The sequence below is a fragment of the Bacillus cereus group sp. MYBK216-1 genome (assembly GCF_051916495.1).
GTDB classification, from domain to species: domain Bacteria; phylum Bacillota; class Bacilli; order Bacillales; family Bacillaceae_G; genus Bacillus_A; species Bacillus_A thuringiensis_K.
This window is the reverse complement of the sequence record NZ_JBQAGT010000004.1, coordinates 533,172-557,164: the sequence shown is the minus strand read 5'-3', so window position 1 is coordinate 557,164 and position 23,993 is coordinate 533,172. Positions and strand designations below refer to the sequence as shown.

The following is a 23,993-nucleotide window of genomic DNA, read 5'->3' as shown; positions in this document are numbered from 1 at the left end:
ATTACAAAATAAACTGGCTCACATCTTTATTTTTAGCAATTGTTGCTAATTTCTCCTCAACGTATTGAGGTGTTATCGTTATTTTCTCTAACGTAATTTCAGATGCTTCAAACGATAAATCTTCAAGGAGCTTCTCCATAATCGTATGAAGTCTTCTTGCTCCAATATTATCTGTATCCTGATTAACTTGATAAGCAATCTCAGCAATCTTACGAATAGCTTCGTCTGAAAATTCAATTTCTATACCTTCAGTCGCTAATAATGCCATATATTGTTTAATTAACGCATTGTCAGGCTCGATTAATATTTTAACAAAATCGTCTGTCGATAATTTTGTTAATTCTACTCGAATCGGAAATCTCCCTTGCAATTCCGGAATTAAATCCGACGGTTTAGACATATGGAACGCTCCAGCTGCAACGAATAAAATATAATCCGTTTTTACTGATCCGTATTTTGTCGCAACATTCGATCCTTCTACAATTGGCAAAATGTCACGTTGCACACCTTCACGTGATACATCTACGCTATTCGACTGCTTACCAGCAATTTTGTCAATTTCATCAATAAAAATAATCCCGAGCTGTTCAGCACGATAAACAGCCTCTTGTGTAACTTCATCCATATCAATTAAGCGCTGTGCCTCTTCATTTGTCAAGAGTTTTCTTGCTTCTTTTACAGAAAGTTTACGTTTTTTCGTTTTTTTCGGCATAAAACTTCCTAGCGCATCTTGGAAATTCATTCCCATTTGTTCCATGCCAGTTCCTTGTAACATATCAAACATGGAAGACTGTTGTTCAGTCACTTCAATCGATACAATTTCTTCTTCAAGAAGCCCTGCAGCAAGCTTTCTCTCCACATCTTGACGTTTCTTTTCGATTTCAACATCTTCTTGTGTATCAGACGTTTGATTCGAATTTTGAGCGCCTCCAAAAAGCATCTCTAATGGATTTTTAAATCCAGATTGCTTCTCCGGACTCGGCACTAAAATTTCAACAAGACGTTGATTCGCTTGCTCTTCTGCTTTATCTTGAACTTTCACTACCATTTCTTCTTTTACAATACGAACCGATGTTTCCACCAGGTCACGTACCATCGACTCTACATCTCTACCCACATATCCAACTTCTGTGAATTTTGTAGCCTCAACCTTAATAAAAGGTGCTCCAACGAGTTTCGCCATTCGTCGTGCTACCTCTGTTTTCCCAACACCTGTCGGTCCAATCATTAAGATGTTTTTAGGTGCAATTTCGTCACGTAAATTTTCAGCTAATTTACTGCGACGATATCGATTTCTCAACGCTACAGCAACCGCTTTCTTTGCGTCTTTTTGACCGATGATGTATTGATCTAATTTTTCCACAATTTGGCGCGGAGTAAAATGTAAATGCATATAAAATGCCTCCCTTACGATTCTACAATTCTTCAACAATTATGTTGTGATTCGTATAAACACAAATATCGCCAGCAATCTCTAAACTCGCTTTCGCAATTTGCTTCGCTGTTAAGTGTTCACTTGCATATTGCTTTAAAGCACGACCTGCAGAAAGTGCATAATTCCCACCAGATCCAATTGCTAAAATACCATCATCCGGTTCAATCACTTCTCCTGTACCTGAAACAAGGAGCATAGTTGTTTTATCCATGACAATGAGCATCGCTTCTAGCTGACGTAACATTTTATCGCCACGCCATTGTTTTGCCATTTCAACAGCAGCACGTTGCAAGTTGCCATTATACTCTTCTAATTTCCCTTCAAACATTTCAAAAAGAGTAAATGCGTCAGCAACTGATCCTGCGAAACCAGCTAAAACTTTACCTTGGAAAAGCTTACGAACTTTACGAGCTGTATGTTTCATTACAACAGCATTTCCCATCGTCACTTGGCCATCTCCAGCCATTGCACATTCTCCATTATGATGAACTGCAAATATCGTTGTAGCGTGGAAATTTCCCATAGAAAAAACTCCTTTATTTGTTTTTATAGCTTTTAAAGCAATTTATGCCCGCGGGTGATGCTTCATGTAAACAGAACGCAATCTTTCTTTAGAGACATGCGTATAAATTTGTGTCGTCGACAAATTCTCATGGCCTAATAGCTCCTGTACAGTACGTAAATCTGCCCCTTCATCTAGCATATGTGTAGCAAATGTATGCCTTAACATATGGGGACTTATCCGCATTGTCAGTGAAGCCTTTTTAATGATTTCATTTAAAACATAACGAACTCCACGACTTGTTAGCGGTGTACCTTTCGCATTTAAAAATACCATATGAGAGTCTTCGTCAGTCTTATTAACTAACTGTTTTCTCCCATTCTCTATATAAGTAATTAAAGAATCTTGCGCATAGCTTCCAAATGGAATATACCTTTGTTTTTTTCCTTTTCCCATTACTAAAATTGTTCCCACCGCAAAGTCAATATCGGTAAGTTGTAAATTGACACATTCACTCACACGGATCCCAGTCGCATACATCAACTCTAATAAAGCTTGATTCCTTTGACCTAATGGCGTTTCCGTGTCAGAAACTTCGAATAATTCCTCTAACTCTTCAGCATATAAAAACTTTGGGATTGACAATTCTTTTTTGGGGAGTGACGCAAGTGCAAACGGATTATCCTTTCGATAACCTTCACGTATCAAAAAACGATATAAACTTCGTAAGCTTGATACTTTTCTTGCGACAGATTTACGGGCTAACTTTTCATCGTGCAACGTCGTTAAGTACAAACGAACATCCGCGTATGTAACGTCTAAAAAAGAGGATATGCCTTCTCGTTCCATAAATTGCACAAAATGTTCTAAATCATTTTGATAACTTGCAATTGTATATTTTGAATAATTTCTTTCAATTTGTAAATATCCAACGAATAATTGTAACAATTTCTTCACATTCACACAACTCACCTCAATAAAGGCTACTAAATCGTATCACAACTTAGTAGCCTTTGCAAGAAATTTAACTAAATATTTACAAAATTTCGAATCGTTTCTAAAGCGCGTGCTGCGTACGCTTCATTTCGTTCTGCTTTCTTTTTAATCTTCTTCTCTAACGGTGCAAATAGACCGAAGTTCGCATTCATCGGTTGGAAGTTTTTAGCGTTCGTTGCCGTAATGTAATTTGCCATGCTACCCATTGCAGTTACTGGTGGTAATACAACTGGTTCTTCACCTTGCACAAGACGCGCAGCATTAATCCCTGCTAATAATCCTGATGCTGCTGATTCAACATATCCCTCTACTCCAGTCATTTGACCAGCGAAGAATAAATCATCACGTTGTTTATATTGATATGTTGGACGAAGCAAATTGGGTGAATTAATAAACGTATTACGATGCATTACACCATAACGTACAATCTCTGCATTTTCCAATCCCGGAATTAACTGTAGCACTTCTTTTTGTGGTCCCCACTTTAAATGTGTTTGGAAACCTACGATATTGTATAAAGTTCCCGCTGCATCATCTTGACGTAACTGAACAACAGCATATGGCGTTTTCCCTGTTTTTGGATCTTCCAATCCAACAGGTTTCATAGGTCCAAATACTAACGTCTGTCTCCCTCTACTTGCCATAACTTCTACTGGCATACAACCTTCAAAGAAAATTTCTTTTTCAAACTCCTTTAAAGGCACTGTCTCAGCAGCAATCAGAGCCTCATAAAAACGATCAAACTCTTCTTCTGTCATTGGGCAATTTAAATATGCAGCTTCCCCTTTGTCATAGCGCGATTTTAAATATACTTTATTCATGTCAATGCTGTCTTTTTCTACGATTGGGGCTGCAGCATCATAGAAGTAGAAATAATCTTCTCCTGTTAATTCTTTCAATTTTGCAGAAAGATCAGGAGATGTTAATGGACCTGTAGCAATAATTGTCGGTCCCTCTGGAATATCTGTAATTTCTTCATTCATTACAGTTACATTTGGATGGTTCTTTACGTATTCCGTTACTTTAGCTGCGAACTCATGACGGTCTACAGCTAAAGCACCTCCAGCTGGTACAGAGCACTCATCCGCCGCACGAATAATTACAGAATCCATTAAGCGCATTTCCTCTTTAATAACTCCAACTGCATTTGTTAAAGTGTTTGCACGAAGTGAGTTACTACATACTAATTCAGCGAATTTATCTGTGTGATGAGCTGGCGTTTGCCTTACCGGTCTCATTTCATATAATCTAACTTGGACACCACGTTTTGCAATTTGGTAAGCTGCTTCACTTCCTGCAAGACCTGCGCCAATGACGTTTACTACTTGTGTTGTCATTTATATCACCTTTCCTTTTCTTCCCGAAAAAAATGTGAGCAGTTACGCTCACATTTGTTGTTCTTCTTCATAATCGCACGAAATACATTGTACTTGCACGCCTTTTTTCAACTTTTTCTCTACAAGCATGCCTTCGCACTTCGGACACTTACGACCAATTGGCTTATCCCAAGATACAAAGTCGCATTCCGGATAAGTACCGCACCCATAGAAAAGACGTTTCTTTTTATTACTACGGCGTTCAATAATTTGACCCTTATCACACTTTGGACAAGTAACACCGATTTCTTTCACAATCGGCTTTGTATTACGACAATCTGGGAAATTCGAGCAAGCCATAAATTTCCCGTATTTACCCATTTTAAAGACCATTGGGTGATTACATAATTCACAATCTTCCCCAGCTGGTTCATCTTTAATTTCCACTTCACGCATTTCTTTTTCCGCTTTTTCTAAACGCGGTTCAAAACCTACGTAGAAATCATCAACAATTTTTACCCAATTCGCATTTCCTTCTTCTACTTCATCAAGGCTTTGCTCCATATTGGCAGTAAATTCAATGTTAATAATTTCTGGGAAAAACTCTAAAATAAGTTCAATTACTATTTCACCAAGTTCAGTCGGAACGAAGCGTTTATTATCTAAGCCTACATACCCACGCTTTTGAATCGTTTCAAGTGTAGGTACATATGTCGACGGTCTTCCAATTCCAAGTTCTTCAAGTGTTCTTACTAGACGAGCCTCTGTATAGCGCGGAGGAGGTTGTGTAAAATGTTGCTTTGGTTCTAAATCCTTTGAAAATACAGTTTCCCCTACTTCTAAAGGCGGCAACATCTTATCCTTTTCTTCAGCACCATCATCTTTTGACTCTACATACACTTTCATAAATCCTGGGAACTTTACAACCGATCCACTTGCACGGAACTGAACATTGTTATTAATGAGTCTCGCTGTCACAGTATCCATTATAGCAGACGCCATTTGACTTGCAACAAATCGCTCCCAAATCAATTTATATAATCGAAGTTGATCACGACCTAAGAAACTTTTTAGTTCCTCTGGCTTTCTCATTACCGAAGTAGGACGAATTGCCTCATGCGCATCTTGTGCATTTGACTTTTTCGTTTCTTTCTTCTTTTCTGTTCCTATGTATTCCGTACCATACGCTTCAGTGATATAAGTACGAGCCTCTGTTTGAGCTGTTTCTGAGATACGTGTTGAATCAGTTCTCATATACGTAATAAGACCTACAGTTCCTTGTTTTCCAAGATCTATCCCTTCATACAATTGCTGTGCAAGCATCATCGTTTTCTTTGCTCGCATGTTTAACTTACGTGCTGCTTCTTGTTGCAAGGAAGATGTTGTAAACGGTAATGCAGGATTACGTTTTCGCTCTTTGCGCGTTACATTTTCAACTGAAAACGCATTGTCTTTCATCTGTTCAATTATTTCATTCACTTGCGTTTCATTTGTTAATTGAACTTTTTCACCATCTACACCGTAAAAGCTTGCTTCAAATGTGTCTTTTCCTTTTACAAATTCTGTTTTAATTGTCCAGAATTCTTCAGGTTCAAAGTTTTGAATTTCCCTTTCACGCTCGATGATTAAACGAACTGCTACAGATTGTACACGTCCTGCACTTAATCCTTTTTTTACTTTCTTCCATAATAAAGGACTAATATTGTAACCAACAAGACGATCAAGTATACGTCTTGCTTGTTGTGCATCCACTAAATCCATATTAATTGCACGAGGATGTTTAAATGATTCTTTGATTGCATCTTTCGTAATCTCATTAAACACAACTCGACAATCTGATTCAACGTCCACATTTAACGTATTCGCTAAATGCCAAGCAATTGCTTCCCCTTCGCGGTCTGGATCGGCCGCGAGATAGACTTTCTTTGCTTTTTTGGCCGCTGATTTTAAATCTTTTAAGACGGGACCTTTACCACGAATGGTAATATACTTCGGGGTGAAGTTGTTCTTTACTTCTATCCCCATTTGACTTTTTGGCAAATCGCGAACATGTCCCATAGACGCGACAACTTTGTATTTTTTCCCTAAATATTTCTCAATGGTCTTCGCCTTAGAAGGCGACTCCACGATTACGAGGTAATCTGACATGCTAGTGCCTCCTTAAGAGGTGGATTCAAGTCTTCATTAATCTTATTGATTTCTCTTGTTTTTGTCAATCAAGAATGAATATACCATACAGTGCCAATCTACCATTTGTCAATAATTGTTTAATAAAAACATAAAAATATAAGGTTAATTTAAAATCTCTTCCAAGATATCTTCTGCATTTCTTACTAGTTTTGCTCCTTGTTGAATAAGATGATTCGTTCCCGATGCCCCCTCTATAAATATAGGTCCAGGAAGCGCAAACACCTCCCTATTTTGCTCTAACGCAAGGTCTGCAGTAATAAGTGTTCCACTTCTTGATTTCGCTTCTACAACTAAAACACCTTTACTTATGCCACTAATAATCCGGTTCCTTTTTGGAAAATACCATTTTTTCGGTGCATAGTGCGGCGGATACTCTGTCAATAACAATATATATTCCTTCCACATTTCATATAAATGTCTATTTTCTTTCGGATACATAAAAGACAATCCGTGCCCTAATACCGCAATAGTCGGGCAATGATGCCTTACTGTAATCTCATGAGACATTGTATCTATCCCTTTTGCAAACCCACTGACAATAAGCCACTCTCTTTCTAATAAAGGGTGTAAAATAAACTTCAAACTCTCATGACCATATAATGATGGTTCTCTCGTTCCAACAACCGCTAATTTATTTACTTTATTCAGGAGATTTTCCTCTCCTTTTCCATATAAAACGAAGGGGGGGTCTTGTATTTCATGTAATAATTGTGGATAATTTTCATCCCATATCGTTATATAAAAAATACGATTTTTCTCTAAATACGATATATATTGCGGAAGACTTGAACTTTGAAGAAATTTTACTAGTTCTGCAGATTTTTTCGAGGATATTCCAGTGTAGTATTCCATTTGTTTTTCGTTAAAATTATATATGTTCTCTAATTCTGGATCGACATATAGTAGCCTCTCCATCGCTTTCCAATAATCTGCTAGCAAGTAATGAAGATGTAATAATCTCTCTCTTTTCATCTTGATTCTCCTTACCCATAATTTTTATTATGTAAACAGAAAAAGTCTAAAAAGACACCCTCAAGTAAGAAGGTGTCTTTCAACAGATTAATAGTTTTTACAAGTCTCAAATAAACCTTTTTCTTTTAAAACAGAGATTAGCGTTTCTCCCATAACTGCTGGAGTTTCAGCTACTTTAATGCCACAAGCTTCCATTGTTTTAATCTTTTCAGCAGCAGTCCCTTTACCGCCAGAAATGATTGCACCAGCATGGCCCATACGTTTGCCAGCAGGCGCTGTTTGACCACCAATGAAGCCTACAACAGGTTTTGTCATATTAGCTTTTACCCATTCAGCTGCCTCTTCTTCTGCTGTACCGCCGATTTCACCAATCATAATTACAGCATGTGTTTCTTCATCTTCATTAAATGCTTTTAAAGCATCAATAAAGTCTGTACCGTTAACAGGGTCTCCGCCGATACCTACAGCAGTAGATTGGCCAATACCTTCTTGTGTTAACTGATGTACAGCTTCATACGTTAATGTACCAGAGCGAGATACGATACCAACATGACCTTTTTTATGAATATATCCTGGCATAATACCAATCTTACATTCATCCGGTGTGATTACACCTGGGCAGTTTGGTCCAAGTAAACGTGTATGTTTACCCGCCATATACCTCTTTACGTTTACCATATCTAATACAGGAATCCCTTCAGTAATACATACTACTAAATCAATTTCTGCATCAACAGCTTCCATAATTGCATCTGCCGCAAAAGCGGGTGGAACGTATACAACTGAAGCGTTTGCGCCTGTTGCTTTCACTGCATCTTCTACTGTATCAAATACTGGTACACCTTCAATATCAGTGCCGCCCTTACCTGGTGTTACACCACCGACAATTTTCGTACCGTATTCAATCATTTGTTTTGTATGGAATAAACCTTGAGAACCTGTAATACCTTGAACAATAACTTTTGTATCTTTATTAACTAATACGCTCATTTTTCTCCCCCGCTTTCTATTAGCCCACTAGTGAAACAATTTTTTGTGCACCGTCTGCCATAGATTCTGCTGCAACAATATTTAAGCCAGACTCATTTAAAATTTTCTTACCTAGTTCTACGTTTGTACCTTCAAGACGTACAACTAAAGGTAACTCAAGACCTACTTGTTTCGTTGCTTCAATAACACCTTCTGCAATAACATCACACTTCATAATGCCACCAAAAATGTTAACGAAGATACCTTTTACATTTTTGTCAGAAAGGATAATTTTGAATGCTTCTGTAACTTTTTCTGCAGTTGCACCGCCACCAACATCTAAGAAGTTAGCTGGGTCACCGTGGTAATGTTTAATGATATCCATTGTAGCCATCGCTAAACCTGCACCATTAACCATACAACCGATATTTCCATCTAAAGGAATGTAGTTTAAGTCGTATTTTGAAGCTTCAATTTCTTTTGAATCCTCTTCATCAAGATCACGAAGCTCTAAAATGTCTTTATGGCGATATAATGCATTAGAATCAAAGTTTAATTTTGCATCTAATGCCATAACTTTACCTTCACCTGTTGTAACAAGTGGGTTAATCTCAGCGATAGAGCAATCTTTTTCGATAAACGCACGATATAAGCCCATCATAAACTTCACAGCTTGTCCTACAAGCTCTTTTGGAATATTGATGTTAAATGCAATTCGGCGCGCTTGGAAACCTTGTAAGCCTACTGCTGGATCAATATATTCTTTAAAGATTTTTTCAGGTGTTTTTTCTGCTACTTCTTCAATTTCTGTTCCGCCTTCTTCAGACGCCATTAAAACAACTTGAGAAGTTGCACGATCTAAAACTAGACCTACATAATATTCTTTTTTAATATCGCAACCTTCTTCGATAAGTAAGCGTTTTACTTCCTTACCTTCAGGACCTGTTTGATGTGTCACAAGTGTAGTTCCTAAAATGCTTTCTGCATATGTACGAACTTCATCTAAATTTTTTGCAACTTTTACTCCGCCAGCTTTGCCGCGTCCACCAGCGTGAATTTGTGCTTTCACTACACATACATCTGTTCCTAATTCTTTCGCTGCTTCTACAGCTTCTTCTACTGTAAATGCAACCTTCCCGTTCGGAACGCTAACCCCATAGCTTCTAAGGACTGCCTTACCTTGGTACTCATGGATATTCATGGTCCCATCCTCCCCTGTTTTCCTGTTTTACTCGAAAAGTTTTTTAATGTTTAAAAAACATTACATTGCCATTGTATAAGATGATTGGCACGCTGTCTACAATAAAGTGTCAGAAAACTGAAATCGCTTTATTCTTTTTCGAAAATAGTAATGTTTATATGCCAAAATAAAAAAATAAGCTGTATATTTACAGCTTATTTTTGAATCATATCTTTAATTGGTGCGAATGACTTGCGGTGTTCATCTAGTACTCCATGCACTTCAATTGCCTCTAAATGTTGCTTTGTGCCATATCCCATATGTTGCTCAAATCCATATTCAGGATACTTCTCTCCCAGTTCTTTCATCATACGATCTCTCGTTACTTTTGCGATAATGGATGCTGCTGAAATCGAAACACTTTTCGCATCACCTTTAATAATTGATGTTTGCGGAATTGGTGTAGGAAGCTTCATCGCATCAATTAATAAATGTTGGGGTGTACAAGATAAATTTGCAACTGCATCTAACATCGCTTGTTTCGTTGCTTGGTAAATATTAATGTCATCAATAACTTGCGGTGATACAATTCCTACTCCAATTGCAATTGCTTGTACTTTTATTTCATCATAAAAACGCTCACGTTTCGCTTCACTCAACTTTTTCGAGTCATTTAACCCTGGAATATAAAAATCCTCAGGAAGAATGACAGCTGCCGTCACAACAGGCCCAGCCAATGGCCCGCGCCCTACTTCATCAATACCCGCAATATATGTGACCCCTTTTTCACGCAAAGCATTTTCATACTTGGACATTTCAAAAAACTTCTCTTTTTCTTTCTGTTCTAACTCTTTTTGTTTATACCACTTCAAAACGAGCTTTTGAACACCTTTTCGATCATCTTTCATTAACAGTTGAAAGCGATCATCTTCTTCATTCATAATTTCTTTCAATACATTTTCCGCTTCTTTTATCGTCATAGTTTGCATTTATACAAGCTCCTTTTTAAACATATCCAAAAAGAAAAGACGCACAAACGCACGTCTTATACTTCTTCTATTTTTTCCACACCTTCTACTTGCTCTGCAAACTCTTCCGGTGTTTCAAACGTCATTTTTCCAAGTTTGCCACCACGAAGCTCACGAAGCACAAGCTCAGATGTCTTATCATAATCAATCATTCCGCCGCCCATTAAGCAGCCTCTATTTTTTCCAATTGCATCGAATAATTCCACGATATCTTCTGGAATCTCATTTAAATTATAGCGTTCTTTCAAGCGTTCTGGATAATGTTTCTCCATAAAACGTAATGCGTAAACAGCTACATCTTGTAAATTTAAAATTGAATCTTTAATTGCACCCGTTGTCGCTAAACGAAGACCCACTAATTGATCTTCAAATTTAGGCCACAGAATACCTGGTGTATCTAACAATTCCATTTCCTTCCCAACTTTAATCCATTGTTGAGCTGTTGTCACACCTGGACGATCTCCTGTTTTAGCAATATTTTTCTTTGCCAATTTATTAATCAATGTAGATTTACCAACATTTGGTATACCTACAATTAATGCACGAATCGCTCTCGGTCTAATACCTTTTGCAACCATTTTATCAAATTTTTCTTTAACAAGCACTTTACAAGCTGCTGCAATTTCCTTCATACCTTGTCCAGCTTGCGCGTTAATCGAAATTGCCATATGGCCTTTTTCTTTAAAATATGCGATCCATTGTTTTGTTAAACGATCATCCGCCATATCCGCTTTATTTAAAACAACAAGCCTTGGCTTATGTGTAATGATTTCATCAATCATTGGGTTTCGAGATGATAATGGTAATCGAGCATCTACAAGTTCAATTACAACATCAATTAATTTTAATTTCTCCGTTACTTGGCGTCTAGCCTTCGCCATATGCCCTGGAAACCATTGAATTACCATGTTGCCACCTTCTTTTTCATTTATTTCACAATACGTGCGTCTTCTAACGGCCAATATAACATATTAGCTTTACCAATTACTTGATCCATTGAAATCGTACCGATTGAACGGCTATCTTTACTAAAACGACGATTATCACCTAAAACAAATAATTGATCTTTTGGAACGGTTTTCTTGCCTGTCATTTCTTCAAGATTAAAATCATATGTAAGCGGTCCGTCAGCAATTTGCTTTTTCTGCTTGTCTAAATACGGCTCCTCATAAGCCTTTCCGTTAACATACAGTTTATCATTACGATACTCTATTTCATCGCCTGGCAGGCCTATAATACGCTTAATGTAATCTTTATCTTCTGTTGCTCGAAATACGATAATATCAAAGCGTTTTGGATCTCCAATGTGATAACCAATTTTATTAACAATCATTCGATCACGATCATGTAAAGTAGGTGCCATCGATACCCCGTCTACGAGAATTGGCGCAAAGAAAAACTGTCTAATAACACCAGCTAATACAACAGCAATCAAAATTGCTTTAATCCATTCCCAAAGTGAACTCTTCTCTTTTTTCATGCATTTCCCCTCCACGGTTATGTAAACTGCTCGTATTATACCAAAATTTCATATAGATTGGAAAAAGGGAGCTTGTGCATTTACAAGCTCCCATACATGTCTTATCGAATTTCTTTAATACGTGCTTTTTTACCGCGAAGGTTACGTAAGTAGTATAACTTAGCACGACGTACTTTACCACGGCGAAGTACTTCGATTTTCGCGATTCTTGGCGTGTGAACTGGGAATGTACGCTCAACACCTACACCGTAAGAAATCTTACGAACTGTGAATGTTTCACTGATTCCGCCACCACGACGTTTAATTACAACACCTTCGAAAAGCTGAATTCTTTCACGAGTTCCCTCAACAACTTTTACGTGTACACGTAAAGTGTCACCAGGACGGAATGAAGGAAGGTCAGTTTTTAATTGGCCTTTTGTAATTTCTGCGATTAATTGTTGCATATTAAATTCTCTCCTTTAAACAGATGCTCTTATAAAGTCTTAATAAATTACAGCGGAACATCGTTAATACGGCTACTGATTTCAGTAGCACAAATGTTATAATAGCATATTACTAAGCCTGTTGCAATAGCAAATATATGAAGTTATTACTGCTCTCGCTTTATTTCCTCAAGCCATTTTTTCTCTTGTTTAGATAACTCTCTCTCATCTAATAAATCAGGTCTACGCGTATACGTTCGGCGCAAAGATTCCTTATGTCGCCATTCATCAATGTTTTTATGATTCCCTGACATTAATACATCCGGTACCTTCATACCACGAAAATCAGCTGGACGTGTATAATGAGGATGCTCTAATAAACCTGTACTAAACGAATCCTCTACTTGTGAAGCATGATTTCCTAGCACACCCGGCAAGAGACGTACCACACTATCAGTAATAACCATAGAGGCTAATTCTCCGCCCGTTAATACATAGTCACCAATAGAAATCTCATCCGTTACAAGATGCTCACGAATTCGTTCGTCATATCCTTCATAATGCCCACATACGAAGATTAAATGTTCTTCCCCTGCAAGCTCTTCCGCTTTCTTCTGCGTAAATCTTTCGCCCTGCGGACACATTAAGACAACTCTCGGCTTACGCTCTGTCTCTTTCGTCAAATCTTCTACAGCATCAAAAATAGGCTGAGGAGTAAGCACCATACCAGCTCCTCCGCCGTAAGGATAATCGTCTACGCTATTATGCTTACTTGTTGTATAATCACGAAAGTTAACAACACGAAGGTTTACCGCTTCTTTTTCTTGCGCCTTCTTTAATATAGAAGATCCAAATACACCGGTAAACATGTCTGGGAACAACGTTAAAATATCAATTTTCATTATAGCAGCCCTTCCATTACATGAATGGTTACTAATTTATTTTCAATATTAACTTGAAGTACAACGTCATCGATATAAGGAATTAAAAGATCTTGACCCTTCGGGCGTTTAATTACCCAAACATCATTTGCACCAGGAGATAGAATCTCTTTGATTGTCCCTAGCGCTTCTCCTTCTTCCGTTACAACACTGCAACCAATAATTTCATGATAGTAGTATTCACCTTCAGCAAGTTCGCCTAACTGCTCTTCTGGTACTTTTATTAAAGAACCTTTAAACTTCTCTACTTCATCTACATTGTTATATCCTTCAAATGTTAATAAATCGAACGTCTTATGTTGGCGATGAGAAGTTACCTTCACCGGAAGATAGTCTGTGCCTTTCTCATTCGATATGTATAGCGTATTTCCTACTTTATATCGCTCTTCTGGAAAATCAGTACGAGAAATAACACGGATTTCTCCTCTTACGCCATGAGTATTTACAATTTTCCCTACGTTAAACCATTTTGTCATAAATAGTATGTCACCCCTGGTTTCTATATAAATTAAGCATCTCCATTTCACAGATGGAACATGCAATCTCTATTTAAATGTTAAAAAAGGGAGAGGAATAACTCCTCGCCCTTTTTACGTTTATTGAATTTCCAGTGTTACTTTTTCATCATTATGATGTCCCACTGAATACAAGAGCATTCGAATCGCCTTCGCAACTCTCCCTTGCTTTCCAATGACTTTTCCAACATCCTCAGGATGTACAGTTAATCGATACTTTATCTCTCCGTTGCAAAGTTCCTGTGTAACTTTTACATCTTCAGGATAATCGACAAGAGGCTTGACAATCGTCTCGACTAACTTCTTCATAGTCATTGCCTCAATTACTTACCTTGTTTAGATAAGTGGAATTTCTCCATGATACCTTGGTTAGAGAATAAGTTACGAACTGTATCAGATGGTTTAGCACCATTTCCTAACCATTTTAATGCTGCTTCTTCGTTGATCTTAACTTCAGCTGGTTGAGCAACTGGATTGTAAGTTCCGATTTCCTCAATGAAACGTCCGTCACGAGGAGAACGAGAATCTGCAACAACTACACGATAGAAAGGAGTTTTTTTAGCTCCCATACGTTTTAAACGAATTTTAACTGCCATTTATAAAGCACCTCCGAATTTATTTCACACAGATAATTATATTAGCAAAAAGACTATTGCTTTGTAAAGTATTTTTTCTTAACAGAGCCATCTTTTTTTCCTTACATGAATGGAAACTTCAATCCACCTAGTCCTTTTTTCTTACCTTTTTGCATTCCCGTCATCGTCTTCATCATTTTTTTCATGTCATCGAATTGCTTAATTAGACGATTGATTTCTTGTACAGTTGTACCGCTACCTTTGGCAATGCGCTTTTTGCGACTAGCATTGATTATTTCCGGTTGTTCTCGTTCTAATTTAGTCATAGAACGAATAATTGCCTCAATATGCCCAATTTGTTTTTCATCAACTTGCGCATTTTTCAGCCCTTTAATTTTATTTGCACCAGGAAGCATTCCTAACAATTCATCAAGCGGCCCAAGTTGGCGCACTTGTCCAAGTTGTTCTAGGAAATCGTCAAGCGTAAACGAAAGCGTACGCATTTTTTGCTCAAGTTCTTTTGCTTTCTCTTCATCAACTGTAGCTTGCGCTTTTTCAATTAACGTTAAGACATCGCCCATCCCTAAAATACGGGATGCCATACGCTCTGGATGGAACGCTTCAATTGCATCTAGTTTTTCACCCATACCAGCAAATTTAATCGGCGTGTTTGTTACAGCCTTAATAGATAATGCAGCACCACCGCGCGTATCACCATCTAATTTCGTTAATACAACACCTGTTAAACCTAACTGTTCATGGAAACTTTGTGCAACATTTACCGCGTCTTGCCCGGTCATCGCATCGACAACAAGGAAAATTTCATCCGGTTTCGCAACTTCTTTCACTTTCGCTAATTCATCCATTAATTCTTCATCAATATGCAGGCGACCCGCTGTATCGATTAAAACATAATCGTGATGATCTTCTTTTGCTTTTGCAATCGCTTGTTTCGCAATTTCAACAGGACTTACTTGATCTCCTAAAGAAAATACAGGCATGTCCAATTGCTTCCCTAATGTTTCAAGCTGTTTAATCGCTGCTGGACGGTAAATATCCGCTGCAACAAGCATCGGTTTACGATTATGCTTTTTACGAAGCAAATTCGCAAGCTTACCTGTCGTCGTTGTTTTACCCGCACCTTGCAGACCAACCATCATAATAACAGTCGGTGGCTTATTAGCAACAGCAATTTTGCTTTGCTCTCCGCCCATAAGTTCTGTAAGTTCTTCCTGTACAACTTTAATTACTTGTTGTCCAGGTGTCAAACTTTTCATTACATCTTGTCCGACAGCACGTTCAGACACACGCTTCACAAAATCTTTTACTACTTTAAAGTTAACATCCGCTTCTAAAAGAGCTAGACGAACTTCTCTCATCATTTCTTTCACATCGGCTTCAGAAACTTTTCCTTTGCCGCGGATTTTTTGCATTGTCTGTTGAAGTCGGTCGGCTAATCCTTCAAATGCCATATTGCCGCCCTCCTAATCTAATTTTTCGATAGCTTCAACAACTTGTTTCATTTCTTCATTCACATGCTCTTCTTCGCTGATTAGCTGTTTTAGCTTTGCAACAAGTCGCTGTCGCTCTTGAAACTTTTGAAGTAATACTAATTTTTCTTCATATTCTTCAAGCATCGCTTCAGTCCGTTTAATGTTATCATACACGGCTTGGCGACTTACATCAAATTCTTCCGCAATTTCACCAAGAGATAAATCATCTAGATAATAAAGCGACATATAACTTCTTTGTTTTTGCGTTAACAACGATTGATAAAAATCAAATAAATAGTTCATTCTCGTTGTTTTTTCGAGCATGTTGGATCATCCTTTGTTAAGTGATTTCCCTTTACATGAATTAGTTTACATGTAGTCCAAAAGAGTGTCAAGTTTTTTTCTTAACATCATATATTTTTTGTAGAAAAAGAAGCGGAAATACCGCTTCTTTCGCTTATACTTCTTCTGTTTCTACTAAGTTCGCAAATAAACCATACACATATTGTTCTGGATCAAACTGCTGCAAGTCATCCATCTGCTCTCCTAATCCAACAAACTTCACCGGTACATCCATTTCGTTACGAATCGCTAATACAATACCACCTTTAGCAGTTCCATCTAACTTCGTTAAAACAATACCAGTTACATTCGTTGCTTCACGAAATGTTTTCGCTTGGCTTAAACCGTTTTGTCCTGTTGTTGCATCAATAACAAGCAATACTTCATGAGGAGCACCTGGTACTTCACGCTCAATTACACGCTTTACCTTCTCTAACTCTTTCATTAAGTTCACTTTATTTTGCAAGCGTCCTGCTGTGTCACATAGTAATACATCTACCTTACGTGCTTTCGCTGCTTGTACAGCGTCATACATAACCGCCGCTGGATCAGATCCAGATCCTTGTTTAATCACTTCTACACCAACGCGATCGCCCCATACTTCTAATTGTTCAATCGCTCCAGCACGGAATGTGTCTCCTGCCGCCAATAGGACTGACTTACCTTCTGATTTAAACTTATGCGCCAGTTTACCAATTGTCGTCGTTTTTCCTACACCATTAACACCAACAAATAAAACAACCGTTAATTGGTCCTCTTGCATATTAATTTCGTTACTAAAATCGCTGTCACCTTTGTAAATTCCTACTAGTTTTTCTGAAATAACAGCTTGTACTTCTTTTGGATCTTGAATGTTACGACGTTGTACTTCTTCTTTCAATTGGTCAATTAATTCCATTACCGTCGCAACGCCAACGTCTGCACCGATTAAGATTTCTTCTAACTCTTCGAAGAAATCTTCGTCCACTTTACGGTAACGATACACTAAATCATTCACTTTATCCGCAAATGAATTTCTCGTTTTTTCTAATCCTTGTTTAAATTTCTCTGTAACTGTATCCGTTTGTTTTGAAATTTTTTCTTTTAGTTTTTTAAAAAAACTCATACTTTCCCATCCTTCCTATTCACTTGCAATAAGTTCTTCTCCGGCGTCTAAACGAACCGAAACAAGTTTAGATACCCCCGATTCTTGCATTGTTACACCGTACAACACATCAGACTCTTCCATTGTACCTTTTCTATGTGTAATTACAATAAACTGCGTCTCATCACTGAATTTCTTTAAATACTGTGCAAAACGAGCTACATTCGCCTCATCAAGGGCTGCCTCTACCTCATCTAGTACACAGAACGGTACTGGGCGTACTTTTAAAATACCAAATAAAAGCGCAATTGCTGTTAAAGCACGCTCTCCACCTGAAAGTAAACCTAAGTTCTGCAGTTTCTTCCCTGGCGGTTGTGCTACAATATCAATACCCGTATTTAGTAAATCCTCTGGATTAGTCATTACTAAATCCGCTCTACCGCCTCCAAATAATTCAGAGAATACCGATTGAAACTCCATTCTAATGCCTTCAAACGTAGTAGAAAAGCGTTTTTTCATTTCTTCATCCATTTCGGTAATAAGCTGGTGCAATGTCGCTTTCGCTTCTTCTAGGTCGTCTCTCTGCTCTAGTAAGAATGTATGACGCTCCGCTACACGTTCATATTCATCAATTGCCCCTAGGTTCACTGTACCTAACTCTTCTATGGATAATTTGATTAATTTTACTTTCTTACGCGCATCTTCTGCAGGCATTGTCATTGTATATTTTAGTTTTGCCGCTTCAAATGAAATTGTATATGTTTCACGTAAATGTTGTAATCTATTTTCTAACTCTACATCAAGTCGGTTAATTTTCACCTCTTGATCTTTCAACATCTCAAGAATGTATTTATGTTTACCTGTGGTCTCTTTCAGATTACGCTCTAACTGTTCTACTCTCTCTTGTAACGATACACGTTGTTCACGACGAGAGCGAATTAACTCTGAAGTTTGATTACGATCGTATGCTTTCTTCTCAATCATATTCGTAATTTGCTCTTCACCACTTGAGTTCGATGTCATTTCTTGTTTTAAGAATGCTAAGTCCTCTTTCGTTTTAACAAGCGTTGCATCTGTTTCTTCTTTTTCCTTCGTCAATCGTTCAACTTTTTCTTTTTGGTTAGATAAGCGTTGTTGCTTTTCAGCTGCTAACACTTTTAACTCTGTCATTTCTTTTTGAACTTTTTCTTTCGAAGAATGCTGCTCACTTTTTTGTTTCGTTAAAGCTGCAATGTTACTATCTAATTCCGTAATCTCCACTTGAAGGGTCGCTAAAATCTTTTCTAGCTCTTCTTTACGCCCTTGCATTTTCACTTGATCTTGTAAGAACCCTTCAATCTCTAAATCATAAATTGATAAACGATCATTAATACGATGTTCTTCTAATTCTAAGCGACTAATTTCTTCTCTTAATTTCTGTTCTTCTACACGCTCTACCTCTACACTTTGTCTCAGTTCGCGTATTTGTACTTCTTTTTCTTGAATTTCTTGCTTTACTGCTTTAACAAAGTTTTCTAACTTCGTCGTTTTTTCTTCCATATCAGTTAACTTGTTCGTCCACTCTTCTAGCTCACGTTGACGTCCTAATAAAGAAGATTTCGCCTGTTTTACCGCTCCACCTGTCATAGAACCGCCAGGGTTCACTACATCACCTTCGATTGTTACAATGCGATAACGGTATTGTAGTTGTTTCGCCAACTCATTCGCCCCGCGTAAATCTTTTGCAACAATAACAGTACCTAATAAATTTGAAACTACATTTTCATATTTATTATTGTACTGCACAAGTTCTGCCGCCACACCTACAAACGATGGGTGTTGATTTGCAATGCGTAATTGCTCAAATGATAATGATCTGCTTTTAATAACAGCTTGCGGTAAAAACGTTGCACGTCCATGTTTATTTTGCTTTAAAAATGCAATCGCATTACGAGCATGCTCCTCTGTTTGTACAACAATATGCTGCATCGCTGCACCTAGAGCGATTTCCATTGCAACTTCGTATTCTTTCGGTACCGTTAACAGTTCCGCAACAGCCCCCTCGATACCTTGCAACCTATTTTCTCTAGCTTTCAATACTTCACGTACACCTTGATAGAATCCAGAATAATCTTCTTGCATTTCTTCAAGCATTTCTTTTCGAGAACGTGCCTGTTGCACAAATTGATATGCTTGATACAGTTTTGTTTCATTTTCACTATACTGCGTCTTACATTTCCCAAGCGCCGCCTCTGTCTTCTGTATGTTTGAGAGAATGCCAGCTACTTTTTCTTTCGCTTGTTCGTAACTTTCTACAAGTTTCGTCTTTTTCGCTGTAATTTCCATACGCATTTCTACATATTTCGCATTTTCTTCATCAAGGCGTTCATTTTTAGAGTTTTGTTGTTTAGATTGTTCTTCAATCATAGATAATTCATTACGATGACTAGCTTGTTGATTTAAAAGCTCAATATAGTCACCTTTTAAATTCTCAATCTGTTCCTCTAAATTGTCAGCAAAAGTAGCAAGTAATTGCTCATTATCATGCAATTTTTGCTCCAACTCTTTTACTTCATTCACAAATTGCATTAAAGCTTCTGTACTTGAATCAATCTCACCATCGTAACTTTTAGCTTTCTCTGTTAATTCAACAATTAACTGCTCAAGTTGCGCACAATGCGTCGTAGCATTTTGCTTTCTCTCTTTTAACAACTCGCGCTGTCCTTCAAGTTTTTCTAGCTCTTTACTAGAAAGAAGAAGTACTTCTTGTAACGAGTCTACAGACTCATCTACCGCTTGTAATTGTCCTCGTAATTCCTCAAGCTCTTCTTCACTTTTTTGTAAATTCGTTGACATTTTAGCTTCTTCGTTTTTATTATGCCCAAACTGATTTCGAAGCGCTTCCCATTTCTCATGCAATTCTTCAATTTCATGGACAATAAGCGCAGCTTCTACTTTCTCTAATTCTTCTTTATTCTCAAGATAATCTTTCGCAATAGAAGCTTGTCTTTCTAAAGGTTCTACTTGACTACTTAATTCATGAATTATATCTTGTACACGATTTAAGTTTTCTTGTGTCTCTGCTAATTTACCTTCAGCTTTCTTTTTGCGAAGTTTGTATTTTAGTACGCCTGCCGCTTCTTCAAATACACCTCGACGCTCTTCTGACTTACTACTTAAAATCTCTTCAACTTTCCCCTGGCTAATAATCGAAAAAGCTTCTCTTCCCATACCAGAGTCCATAAATAAATCAATAATATCTTTCAATCTACATGATTGTTTATTAATATAAAAATCACTATCACCTGAACGAGATACACGACGTGTTACACACACCTCATTGTATTCAATTGGTAAACGTTGATCTTCATTATTTAAAGTTATTGTTACTTCAGCAACATTAACCGCTCTCCTCGTATCACTGCCTGCAAAAATAATATCCTCCATCTTTGCACCACGTAATGATTTTGCAGATTGTTCACCAAGTACCCAGCGAATTGCATCAGTAATATTACTTTTCCCGCTTCCATTAGGTCCTACTACAGAAGTTACACCTGGGACAAAATCAACAGATACACGCTCAGCAAAAGACTTAAACCCTGCTATTTCTAATCTTTTTAAAAACACGAAAGGCCTTCCTCCTATTCTCCGTCTTTATAAATGTTCTCTATACAAAAACAAGTATTATACGGATTTACCTTCTTTTTCTTTACAAACAAAAAGAAAGTTTCATTCTATGCACAAGGAATCCCCCTCATTCAAAGGGGGATTCCTTATAGTTGTTCTTTTAATTTTTTCAATGCTTCTGCAGCAGCTTGTTGCTCTGCTTCTTTTTTTGACTTACCACTACCAAGACCTAAAGCTACGTTATTTAACGTAACACGTGACACAAATTCTCGATTGTGAGCTGGTCCTTTTTCTTGCAAAATTTGATACTCAACATTGCCACTGCCATCACGCTGAATCAATTCTTGCAACTGACTCTTATAATCCATCACATGAGAAAAAGCACCCTCATTAATTTTCGGATATACAATTTCTTTTAAGAATTCCCAAACTGTTTCTAGCCCTTGATCAAGATAAAGGGCACCAATAAACGCTTCAAAGACATCCGCTAATAAAGCTGGTCGTTCACGTCCACCTGTCATTTCTTCACCTTTTCCTAATAAAACAAGGCTACCAAATGACAATTCGTTCGCAAAACGAACAAGAGATGGCTCACATACAATAGCTGCACGTAGTTTTGTTAACTCTCCTTCGCTCATTGTCGGATATTTTTGAAACAGATACTGCGATACAGTCAGTTCCAATACTGCATCTCCAAGAAATTCAAGACGCTCATTATCTTCATGCGGTTTTTTTCGATGCTCATTCACATACGATGAATGCGTAAATGCTTGAATCAATAATTTTTCATCCGTAAACGTAATACCTATCTTTTCTTGAAACACTTTAAATGCTTCACGATATTTTGTTTCGTATTTTTTTTCTCTATATTTTCGGTACGGCATAGGTCCCTCCAGATATAAGCCGAGAAAGCCCCGCTAAAAAACGGGACTTCACTTAAGCATTATAGATGACTCTCTATGTAAGTCACAGCATCGCCAACAGTAGCAATCTTTTCAGCATCTTCATCAGAAATTTCCATTTCGAATTCATCTTCTAATTGCATTACAAGTTCTACTACATCTAGGGAGTCTGCTCCTAAATCTTCCTTGAAGCTTGCAGCTGGTACTACCTCAGTCTCTTCTACTCCTAAACGATCAACGATGATTTTTGTTACGCGCTCTAAAACATCTGCCATTCCATTCACCTCCCCTCAAATATTATATTAAATATTGACCAAAAAAACTAGGTGAAATCAATTCTTTTATTACATTACCATACCGCCATCAACATTTAACGTTTGACCTGTAACATATTTGCTTTGATCAGAAGCAAAAAACGTTACAGCATTCGCTATATCTTTCGCTTCACCAAATTGAGCAGCTGGAATAACTTTTAACATTTCGGCTTTAATATTCTCATCTAGTACATCCGTCATATCAGTCGCAATAAAGCCCGGCGCAATTGCATTCACTGTAATATTTCGACTTGCTAACTCTTTTGCAGATGTTTTTGTTAATCCAATAACACCCGCTTTAGCAGCAACATAGTTAGCTTGTCCTGGGTTTCCTATAACACCAACAACAGAAGCGATATTTATAATTCTACCATGACGTTGACGCATCATATAACGAGATACTGCTTTTGTACATAAGAATACACCTTTTAAGTTTGTATTAATAACTGTATCCCATTCTTCTTCTTTCATACGCATTAATAAATTATCTTTCGTTACACCAGCATTATTTACAAGAATATCAACTTGTCCAAATGTATCTACTGTTTGTTTCACCATATCTGTAACATCATCAGCATTTGCAACATCTGCTCTTACCGCAATTGCATCAGAACCTAATTTTTTAATTTCATCTACTACTTCATTTGCTTTTTGTTCATTACCAGCATAATTTACTACTACATTTGCCCCTTGTTTCGCTAAATCGATCGCAATCGCGCGACCAATTCCACGTGAAGCGCCAGTTACTAATGCTACCTTCCCTTTTAACATCAGTTTTCTCCTCTCAAATTTGAAATGGTATCTTTTAATGTCTCTTCATCGTATATCGCATATGCTTTTACTGATGAATCAATTGACTTCATAAGTCCAGCAAGTACTTTTCCAGGTCCAATTTCAATAAATATATCTACTCCCTGGTTCACCATATATTCAATAGACGGGTACCATAATACAGGCGAATAAAGCTGTTCGATTAACTTTTCTTGAATGTCTGCACCACGTGTAATAACTTCCGCCGTAACATTTGCAATAACAGGAATATTCGTGTCATGAATTGTAATTTCATTTAAAACACTTTGGAACTTCTCAGCTGCCGGCTTCATAAGTGAAGAATGGAATGGCCCACTTACTTTTAGTGGAATCGCTCTCTTTGCACCATTTTCTTTCGCTCTTTGAGAGGCAACCTCTACGCCTTGCTTCGTTCCAGAAATTACAATTTGCTTCGTACTATTCATATTAGCGATTTGCACTGCATATCCTTCACTTGTTACTTCTTCTGTAACTTGTTTCAGCATATGTGGATCAGCACCTAATATAGCTGCCATTGCGCCTTCCCCACCCGGAACAGCTTCTTCCATATATTCCCCGCGTTTCCTTACAGCATATACAGCATCTTCAAAAGTTAATGCACCAGCTGCTACAAGAGCGCTATATTCGCCTAAACTATGACCAGCGACAAAGTCAGGTGTAATGTCATACTCTTTCAAAGCTGTCAAAATAGCAAAACTCGTTGTTAATAATGCAGGCTGCGCATTTGTTGTTAATGTAAGCTTTTCCTGCGGTCCTTCAAAAATCACTTCTGAAAGTGAATCTTGCAACACCTCATCTGCTTTTGCAAACACTTTTGCAACCTCTTTATTATTCTCTGCTAATTGTTTACCCATTCCAACTGCCTGTGAACCTTGGCCCGGAAAAAGAAATGCTATTTTTCCCATTTCAAATCCTCCT

General features: G+C 37.6%; 24 protein-coding genes. All 24 read right to left on the bottom strand.

Annotated features, from left to right (window positions below; all coding sequences use genetic code 11):
• Position 1 precedes the first annotated feature (1 nt).
• The 24 genes from hslU to fabD all read right to left on the bottom strand — a co-directional run bounded on the left by hslU (position 2) and on the right by fabD (position 23,980).
• Positions 2 to 1,393: an ATP-dependent protease ATPase subunit HslU gene (hslU, locus tag ACTFRH_RS17425; protein WP_000550078.1), complete on the bottom strand. Its 1,392-nt coding sequence runs from the start codon at positions 1,391 to 1,393 to the stop codon at positions 2 to 4.
• A gap of 22 nt (positions 1,394 to 1,415) precedes the next feature.
• Positions 1,416 to 1,958: an ATP-dependent protease proteolytic subunit HslV gene (hslV, locus tag ACTFRH_RS17420; protein WP_000526272.1), complete on the bottom strand. Its 543-nt coding sequence runs from the start codon at positions 1,956 to 1,958 to the stop codon at positions 1,416 to 1,418.
• A gap of 42 nt (positions 1,959 to 2,000) precedes the next feature.
• Complete coding sequence (gene xerC, locus ACTFRH_RS17415) at positions 2,001 to 2,900, bottom strand: tyrosine recombinase XerC (protein ID WP_001101231.1); 900 nt, start codon at positions 2,898 to 2,900, stop codon at positions 2,001 to 2,003.
• 65 nt (positions 2,901 to 2,965) lie between these two features.
• Positions 2,966 to 4,270: an FADH(2)-oxidizing methylenetetrahydrofolate--tRNA-(uracil(54)-C(5))-methyltransferase TrmFO gene (gene trmFO, locus ACTFRH_RS17410; RefSeq protein ID WP_000213002.1), complete on the bottom strand. Its 1,305-nt coding sequence runs from the start codon at positions 4,268 to 4,270 to the stop codon at positions 2,966 to 2,968.
• 48 nt (positions 4,271 to 4,318) lie between these two features.
• Positions 4,319 to 6,397: a type I DNA topoisomerase gene (gene topA / locus ACTFRH_RS17405; RefSeq protein ID WP_001286963.1), complete on the bottom strand. Its 2,079-nt coding sequence runs from the start codon at positions 6,395 to 6,397 to the stop codon at positions 4,319 to 4,321.
• Positions 6,398 to 6,541: 144 nt separating this feature from the next.
• Entirely contained in the window at positions 6,542 to 7,411 is an 870-nt protein-coding gene (gene dprA / locus ACTFRH_RS17400) for a DNA-processing protein DprA (protein ID WP_000818042.1), read from the bottom strand.
• Between the two features lie 87 nt (positions 7,412 to 7,498).
• Positions 7,499 to 8,401, bottom strand: coding sequence for a succinate--CoA ligase subunit alpha (gene sucD, locus ACTFRH_RS17395; protein ID WP_000115178.1), 903 nt, complete (start codon positions 8,399 to 8,401; stop codon positions 7,499 to 7,501).
• A 19-nt stretch (positions 8,402 to 8,420) separates the two neighbouring features.
• Positions 8,421 to 9,581 (bottom strand): ADP-forming succinate--CoA ligase subunit beta, encoded by a 1,161-nt coding sequence (gene sucC, locus ACTFRH_RS17390; protein WP_001020791.1) that lies wholly within the window; start codon positions 9,579 to 9,581, stop codon positions 8,421 to 8,423.
• A gap of 194 nt (positions 9,582 to 9,775) precedes the next feature.
• Complete coding sequence (locus tag ACTFRH_RS17385; protein WP_001194261.1) at positions 9,776 to 10,549, bottom strand: ribonuclease HII; 774 nt, start codon at positions 10,547 to 10,549, stop codon at positions 9,776 to 9,778.
• A 56-nt stretch (positions 10,550 to 10,605) separates the two neighbouring features.
• Complete coding sequence (gene ylqF / locus ACTFRH_RS17380; RefSeq protein ID WP_000236703.1) at positions 10,606 to 11,496, bottom strand: ribosome biogenesis GTPase YlqF; 891 nt, start codon at positions 11,494 to 11,496, stop codon at positions 10,606 to 10,608.
• Between the two features lie 20 nt (positions 11,497 to 11,516).
• Positions 11,517 to 12,068 (bottom strand): signal peptidase I, encoded by a 552-nt coding sequence (gene lepB, locus ACTFRH_RS17375; RefSeq protein ID WP_000711853.1) that lies wholly within the window; start codon positions 12,066 to 12,068, stop codon positions 11,517 to 11,519.
• A gap of 101 nt (positions 12,069 to 12,169) precedes the next feature.
• The gene (gene rplS, locus ACTFRH_RS17370) at positions 12,170 to 12,514 is read right to left on the bottom strand and encodes a 50S ribosomal protein L19 (protein WP_001186516.1); all 345 of its coding nucleotides are present in this window, start codon (positions 12,512 to 12,514) and stop codon (positions 12,170 to 12,172) included.
• A gap of 146 nt (positions 12,515 to 12,660) precedes the next feature.
• Complete coding sequence (trmD, locus tag ACTFRH_RS17365) at positions 12,661 to 13,395, bottom strand: tRNA (guanosine(37)-N1)-methyltransferase TrmD (protein ID WP_000686903.1); 735 nt, start codon at positions 13,393 to 13,395, stop codon at positions 12,661 to 12,663.
• The gene (gene rimM / locus ACTFRH_RS17360) at positions 13,395 to 13,910 is read right to left on the bottom strand and encodes a ribosome maturation factor RimM (RefSeq protein ID WP_000170278.1); all 516 of its coding nucleotides are present in this window, start codon (positions 13,908 to 13,910) and stop codon (positions 13,395 to 13,397) included. The genes trmD and rimM overlap by 1 nt, the downstream gene beginning before the upstream one ends.
• 120 nt (positions 13,911 to 14,030) lie before the next feature.
• Entirely contained in the window at positions 14,031 to 14,258 is a 228-nt protein-coding gene (locus ACTFRH_RS17355; protein ID WP_000737401.1) for a KH domain-containing protein, read from the bottom strand.
• Positions 14,259 to 14,272: 14 nt separating this feature from the next.
• On the bottom strand, positions 14,273 to 14,545 hold the full coding sequence (gene rpsP, locus ACTFRH_RS17350) for a 30S ribosomal protein S16 (RefSeq protein WP_000268750.1): 273 nt from the start codon (positions 14,543 to 14,545) through the stop codon (positions 14,273 to 14,275).
• 101 nt (positions 14,546 to 14,646) lie between these two features.
• Positions 14,647 to 15,996, bottom strand: coding sequence for a signal recognition particle protein (gene ffh / locus ACTFRH_RS17345; protein ID WP_000863460.1), 1,350 nt, complete (start codon positions 15,994 to 15,996; stop codon positions 14,647 to 14,649).
• A 12-nt stretch (positions 15,997 to 16,008) separates the two neighbouring features.
• On the bottom strand, positions 16,009 to 16,341 hold the full coding sequence (locus ACTFRH_RS17340) for a putative DNA-binding protein (protein WP_000891062.1): 333 nt from the start codon (positions 16,339 to 16,341) through the stop codon (positions 16,009 to 16,011).
• Between the two features lie 133 nt (positions 16,342 to 16,474).
• Positions 16,475 to 17,464: a signal recognition particle-docking protein FtsY gene (gene ftsY / locus ACTFRH_RS17335; RefSeq protein WP_000007655.1), complete on the bottom strand. Its 990-nt coding sequence runs from the start codon at positions 17,462 to 17,464 to the stop codon at positions 16,475 to 16,477.
• A 15-nt stretch (positions 17,465 to 17,479) separates the two neighbouring features.
• Positions 17,480 to 21,049: a chromosome segregation protein SMC gene (gene smc / locus ACTFRH_RS17330; protein WP_000478969.1), complete on the bottom strand. Its 3,570-nt coding sequence runs from the start codon at positions 21,047 to 21,049 to the stop codon at positions 17,480 to 17,482.
• Positions 21,050 to 21,195: 146 nt separating this feature from the next.
• Complete coding sequence (gene rncS, locus ACTFRH_RS17325; protein ID WP_001146875.1) at positions 21,196 to 21,933, bottom strand: ribonuclease III; 738 nt, start codon at positions 21,931 to 21,933, stop codon at positions 21,196 to 21,198.
• Between the two features lie 59 nt (positions 21,934 to 21,992).
• Positions 21,993 to 22,226, bottom strand: a complete 234-nt coding sequence (gene acpP, locus ACTFRH_RS17320; RefSeq protein ID WP_000786062.1) for an acyl carrier protein — start codon at positions 22,224 to 22,226, stop codon at positions 21,993 to 21,995.
• 69 nt (positions 22,227 to 22,295) lie between these two features.
• Positions 22,296 to 23,036 carry a 3-oxoacyl-[acyl-carrier-protein] reductase gene (gene fabG / locus ACTFRH_RS17315; RefSeq protein ID WP_000911771.1) on the bottom strand — a complete coding sequence of 247 codons (741 nt, stop codon included), beginning with the start codon at positions 23,034 to 23,036 and terminating at the stop codon, positions 22,296 to 22,298.
• Positions 23,036 to 23,980, bottom strand: coding sequence for an ACP S-malonyltransferase (fabD, locus tag ACTFRH_RS17310; RefSeq protein WP_000515904.1), 945 nt, complete (start codon positions 23,978 to 23,980; stop codon positions 23,036 to 23,038). Before fabD ends, fabG begins: the two co-directional genes overlap by 1 nt.
• Between the last annotated feature and the right edge of the window lie 13 nt (positions 23,981 to 23,993).

What these genes read in the sequence shown, in the direction of transcription:
- topA (WP_001286963.1), bottom strand. Translation starts at nt 6,397, where the DNA reads ATGTCAGATTACCTCGTAATCGTGGAGTCGCCTTCTAAGGCGAAGACC.
- ftsY (WP_000007655.1), bottom strand. Translation starts at nt 17,464, where the DNA reads ATGAGTTTTTTTAAAAAACTAAAAGAAAAAATTTCAAAACAAACGGAT.
- fabD (WP_000515904.1), bottom strand. Translation starts at nt 23,980, where the DNA reads ATGGGAAAAATAGCATTTCTTTTTCCGGGCCAAGGTTCACAGGCAGTT.
- ACTFRH_RS17340 (WP_000891062.1), bottom strand. Translation starts at nt 16,341, where the DNA reads ATGCTCGAAAAAACAACGAGAATGAACTATTTATTTGATTTTTATCAA.
- trmD (WP_000686903.1), bottom strand. Translation starts at nt 13,395, where the DNA reads ATGAAAATTGATATTTTAACGTTGTTCCCAGACATGTTTACCGGTGTA.
- dprA (WP_000818042.1), bottom strand. Translation starts at nt 7,411, where the DNA reads ATGAAAAGAGAGAGATTATTACATCTTCATTACTTGCTAGCAGATTAT.
- rpsP (WP_000268750.1), bottom strand. Translation starts at nt 14,545, where the DNA reads ATGGCAGTTAAAATTCGTTTAAAACGTATGGGAGCTAAAAAAACTCCT.
- lepB (WP_000711853.1), bottom strand. Translation starts at nt 12,068, where the DNA reads ATGAAAAAAGAGAAGAGTTCACTTTGGGAATGGATTAAAGCAATTTTG.
- acpP (WP_000786062.1), bottom strand. Translation starts at nt 22,226, where the DNA reads ATGGCAGATGTTTTAGAGCGCGTAACAAAAATCATCGTTGATCGTTTA.
- fabG (WP_000911771.1), bottom strand. Translation starts at nt 23,036, where the DNA reads ATGTTAAAAGGGAAGGTAGCATTAGTAACTGGCGCTTCACGTGGAATT.
- ACTFRH_RS17385 (WP_001194261.1), bottom strand. Translation starts at nt 10,549, where the DNA reads ATGCAAACTATGACGATAAAAGAAGCGGAAAATGTATTGAAAGAAATT.
- hslU (WP_000550078.1), bottom strand. Translation starts at nt 1,393, where the DNA reads ATGCATTTACATTTTACTCCGCGCCAAATTGTGGAAAAATTAGATCAA.
- rplS (WP_001186516.1), bottom strand. Translation starts at nt 12,514, where the DNA reads ATGCAACAATTAATCGCAGAAATTACAAAAGGCCAATTAAAAACTGAC.
- hslV (WP_000526272.1), bottom strand. Translation starts at nt 1,958, where the DNA reads ATGGGAAATTTCCACGCTACAACGATATTTGCAGTTCATCATAATGGA.
- rimM (WP_000170278.1), bottom strand. Translation starts at nt 13,910, where the DNA reads ATGACAAAATGGTTTAACGTAGGGAAAATTGTAAATACTCATGGCGTA.
- sucD (WP_000115178.1), bottom strand. Translation starts at nt 8,401, where the DNA reads ATGAGCGTATTAGTTAATAAAGATACAAAAGTTATTGTTCAAGGTATT.
- ACTFRH_RS17355 (WP_000737401.1), bottom strand. Translation starts at nt 14,258, where the DNA reads ATGAAGAAGTTAGTCGAGACGATTGTCAAGCCTCTTGTCGATTATCCT.
- rncS (WP_001146875.1), bottom strand. Translation starts at nt 21,933, where the DNA reads ATGCCGTACCGAAAATATAGAGAAAAAAAATACGAAACAAAATATCGT.
- ylqF (WP_000236703.1), bottom strand. Translation starts at nt 11,496, where the DNA reads ATGGTAATTCAATGGTTTCCAGGGCATATGGCGAAGGCTAGACGCCAA.
- sucC (WP_001020791.1), bottom strand. Translation starts at nt 9,581, where the DNA reads ATGAATATCCATGAGTACCAAGGTAAGGCAGTCCTTAGAAGCTATGGG.
- ffh (WP_000863460.1), bottom strand. Translation starts at nt 15,996, where the DNA reads ATGGCATTTGAAGGATTAGCCGACCGACTTCAACAGACAATGCAAAAA.
- trmFO (WP_000213002.1), bottom strand. Translation starts at nt 4,270, where the DNA reads ATGACAACACAAGTAGTAAACGTCATTGGCGCAGGTCTTGCAGGAAGT.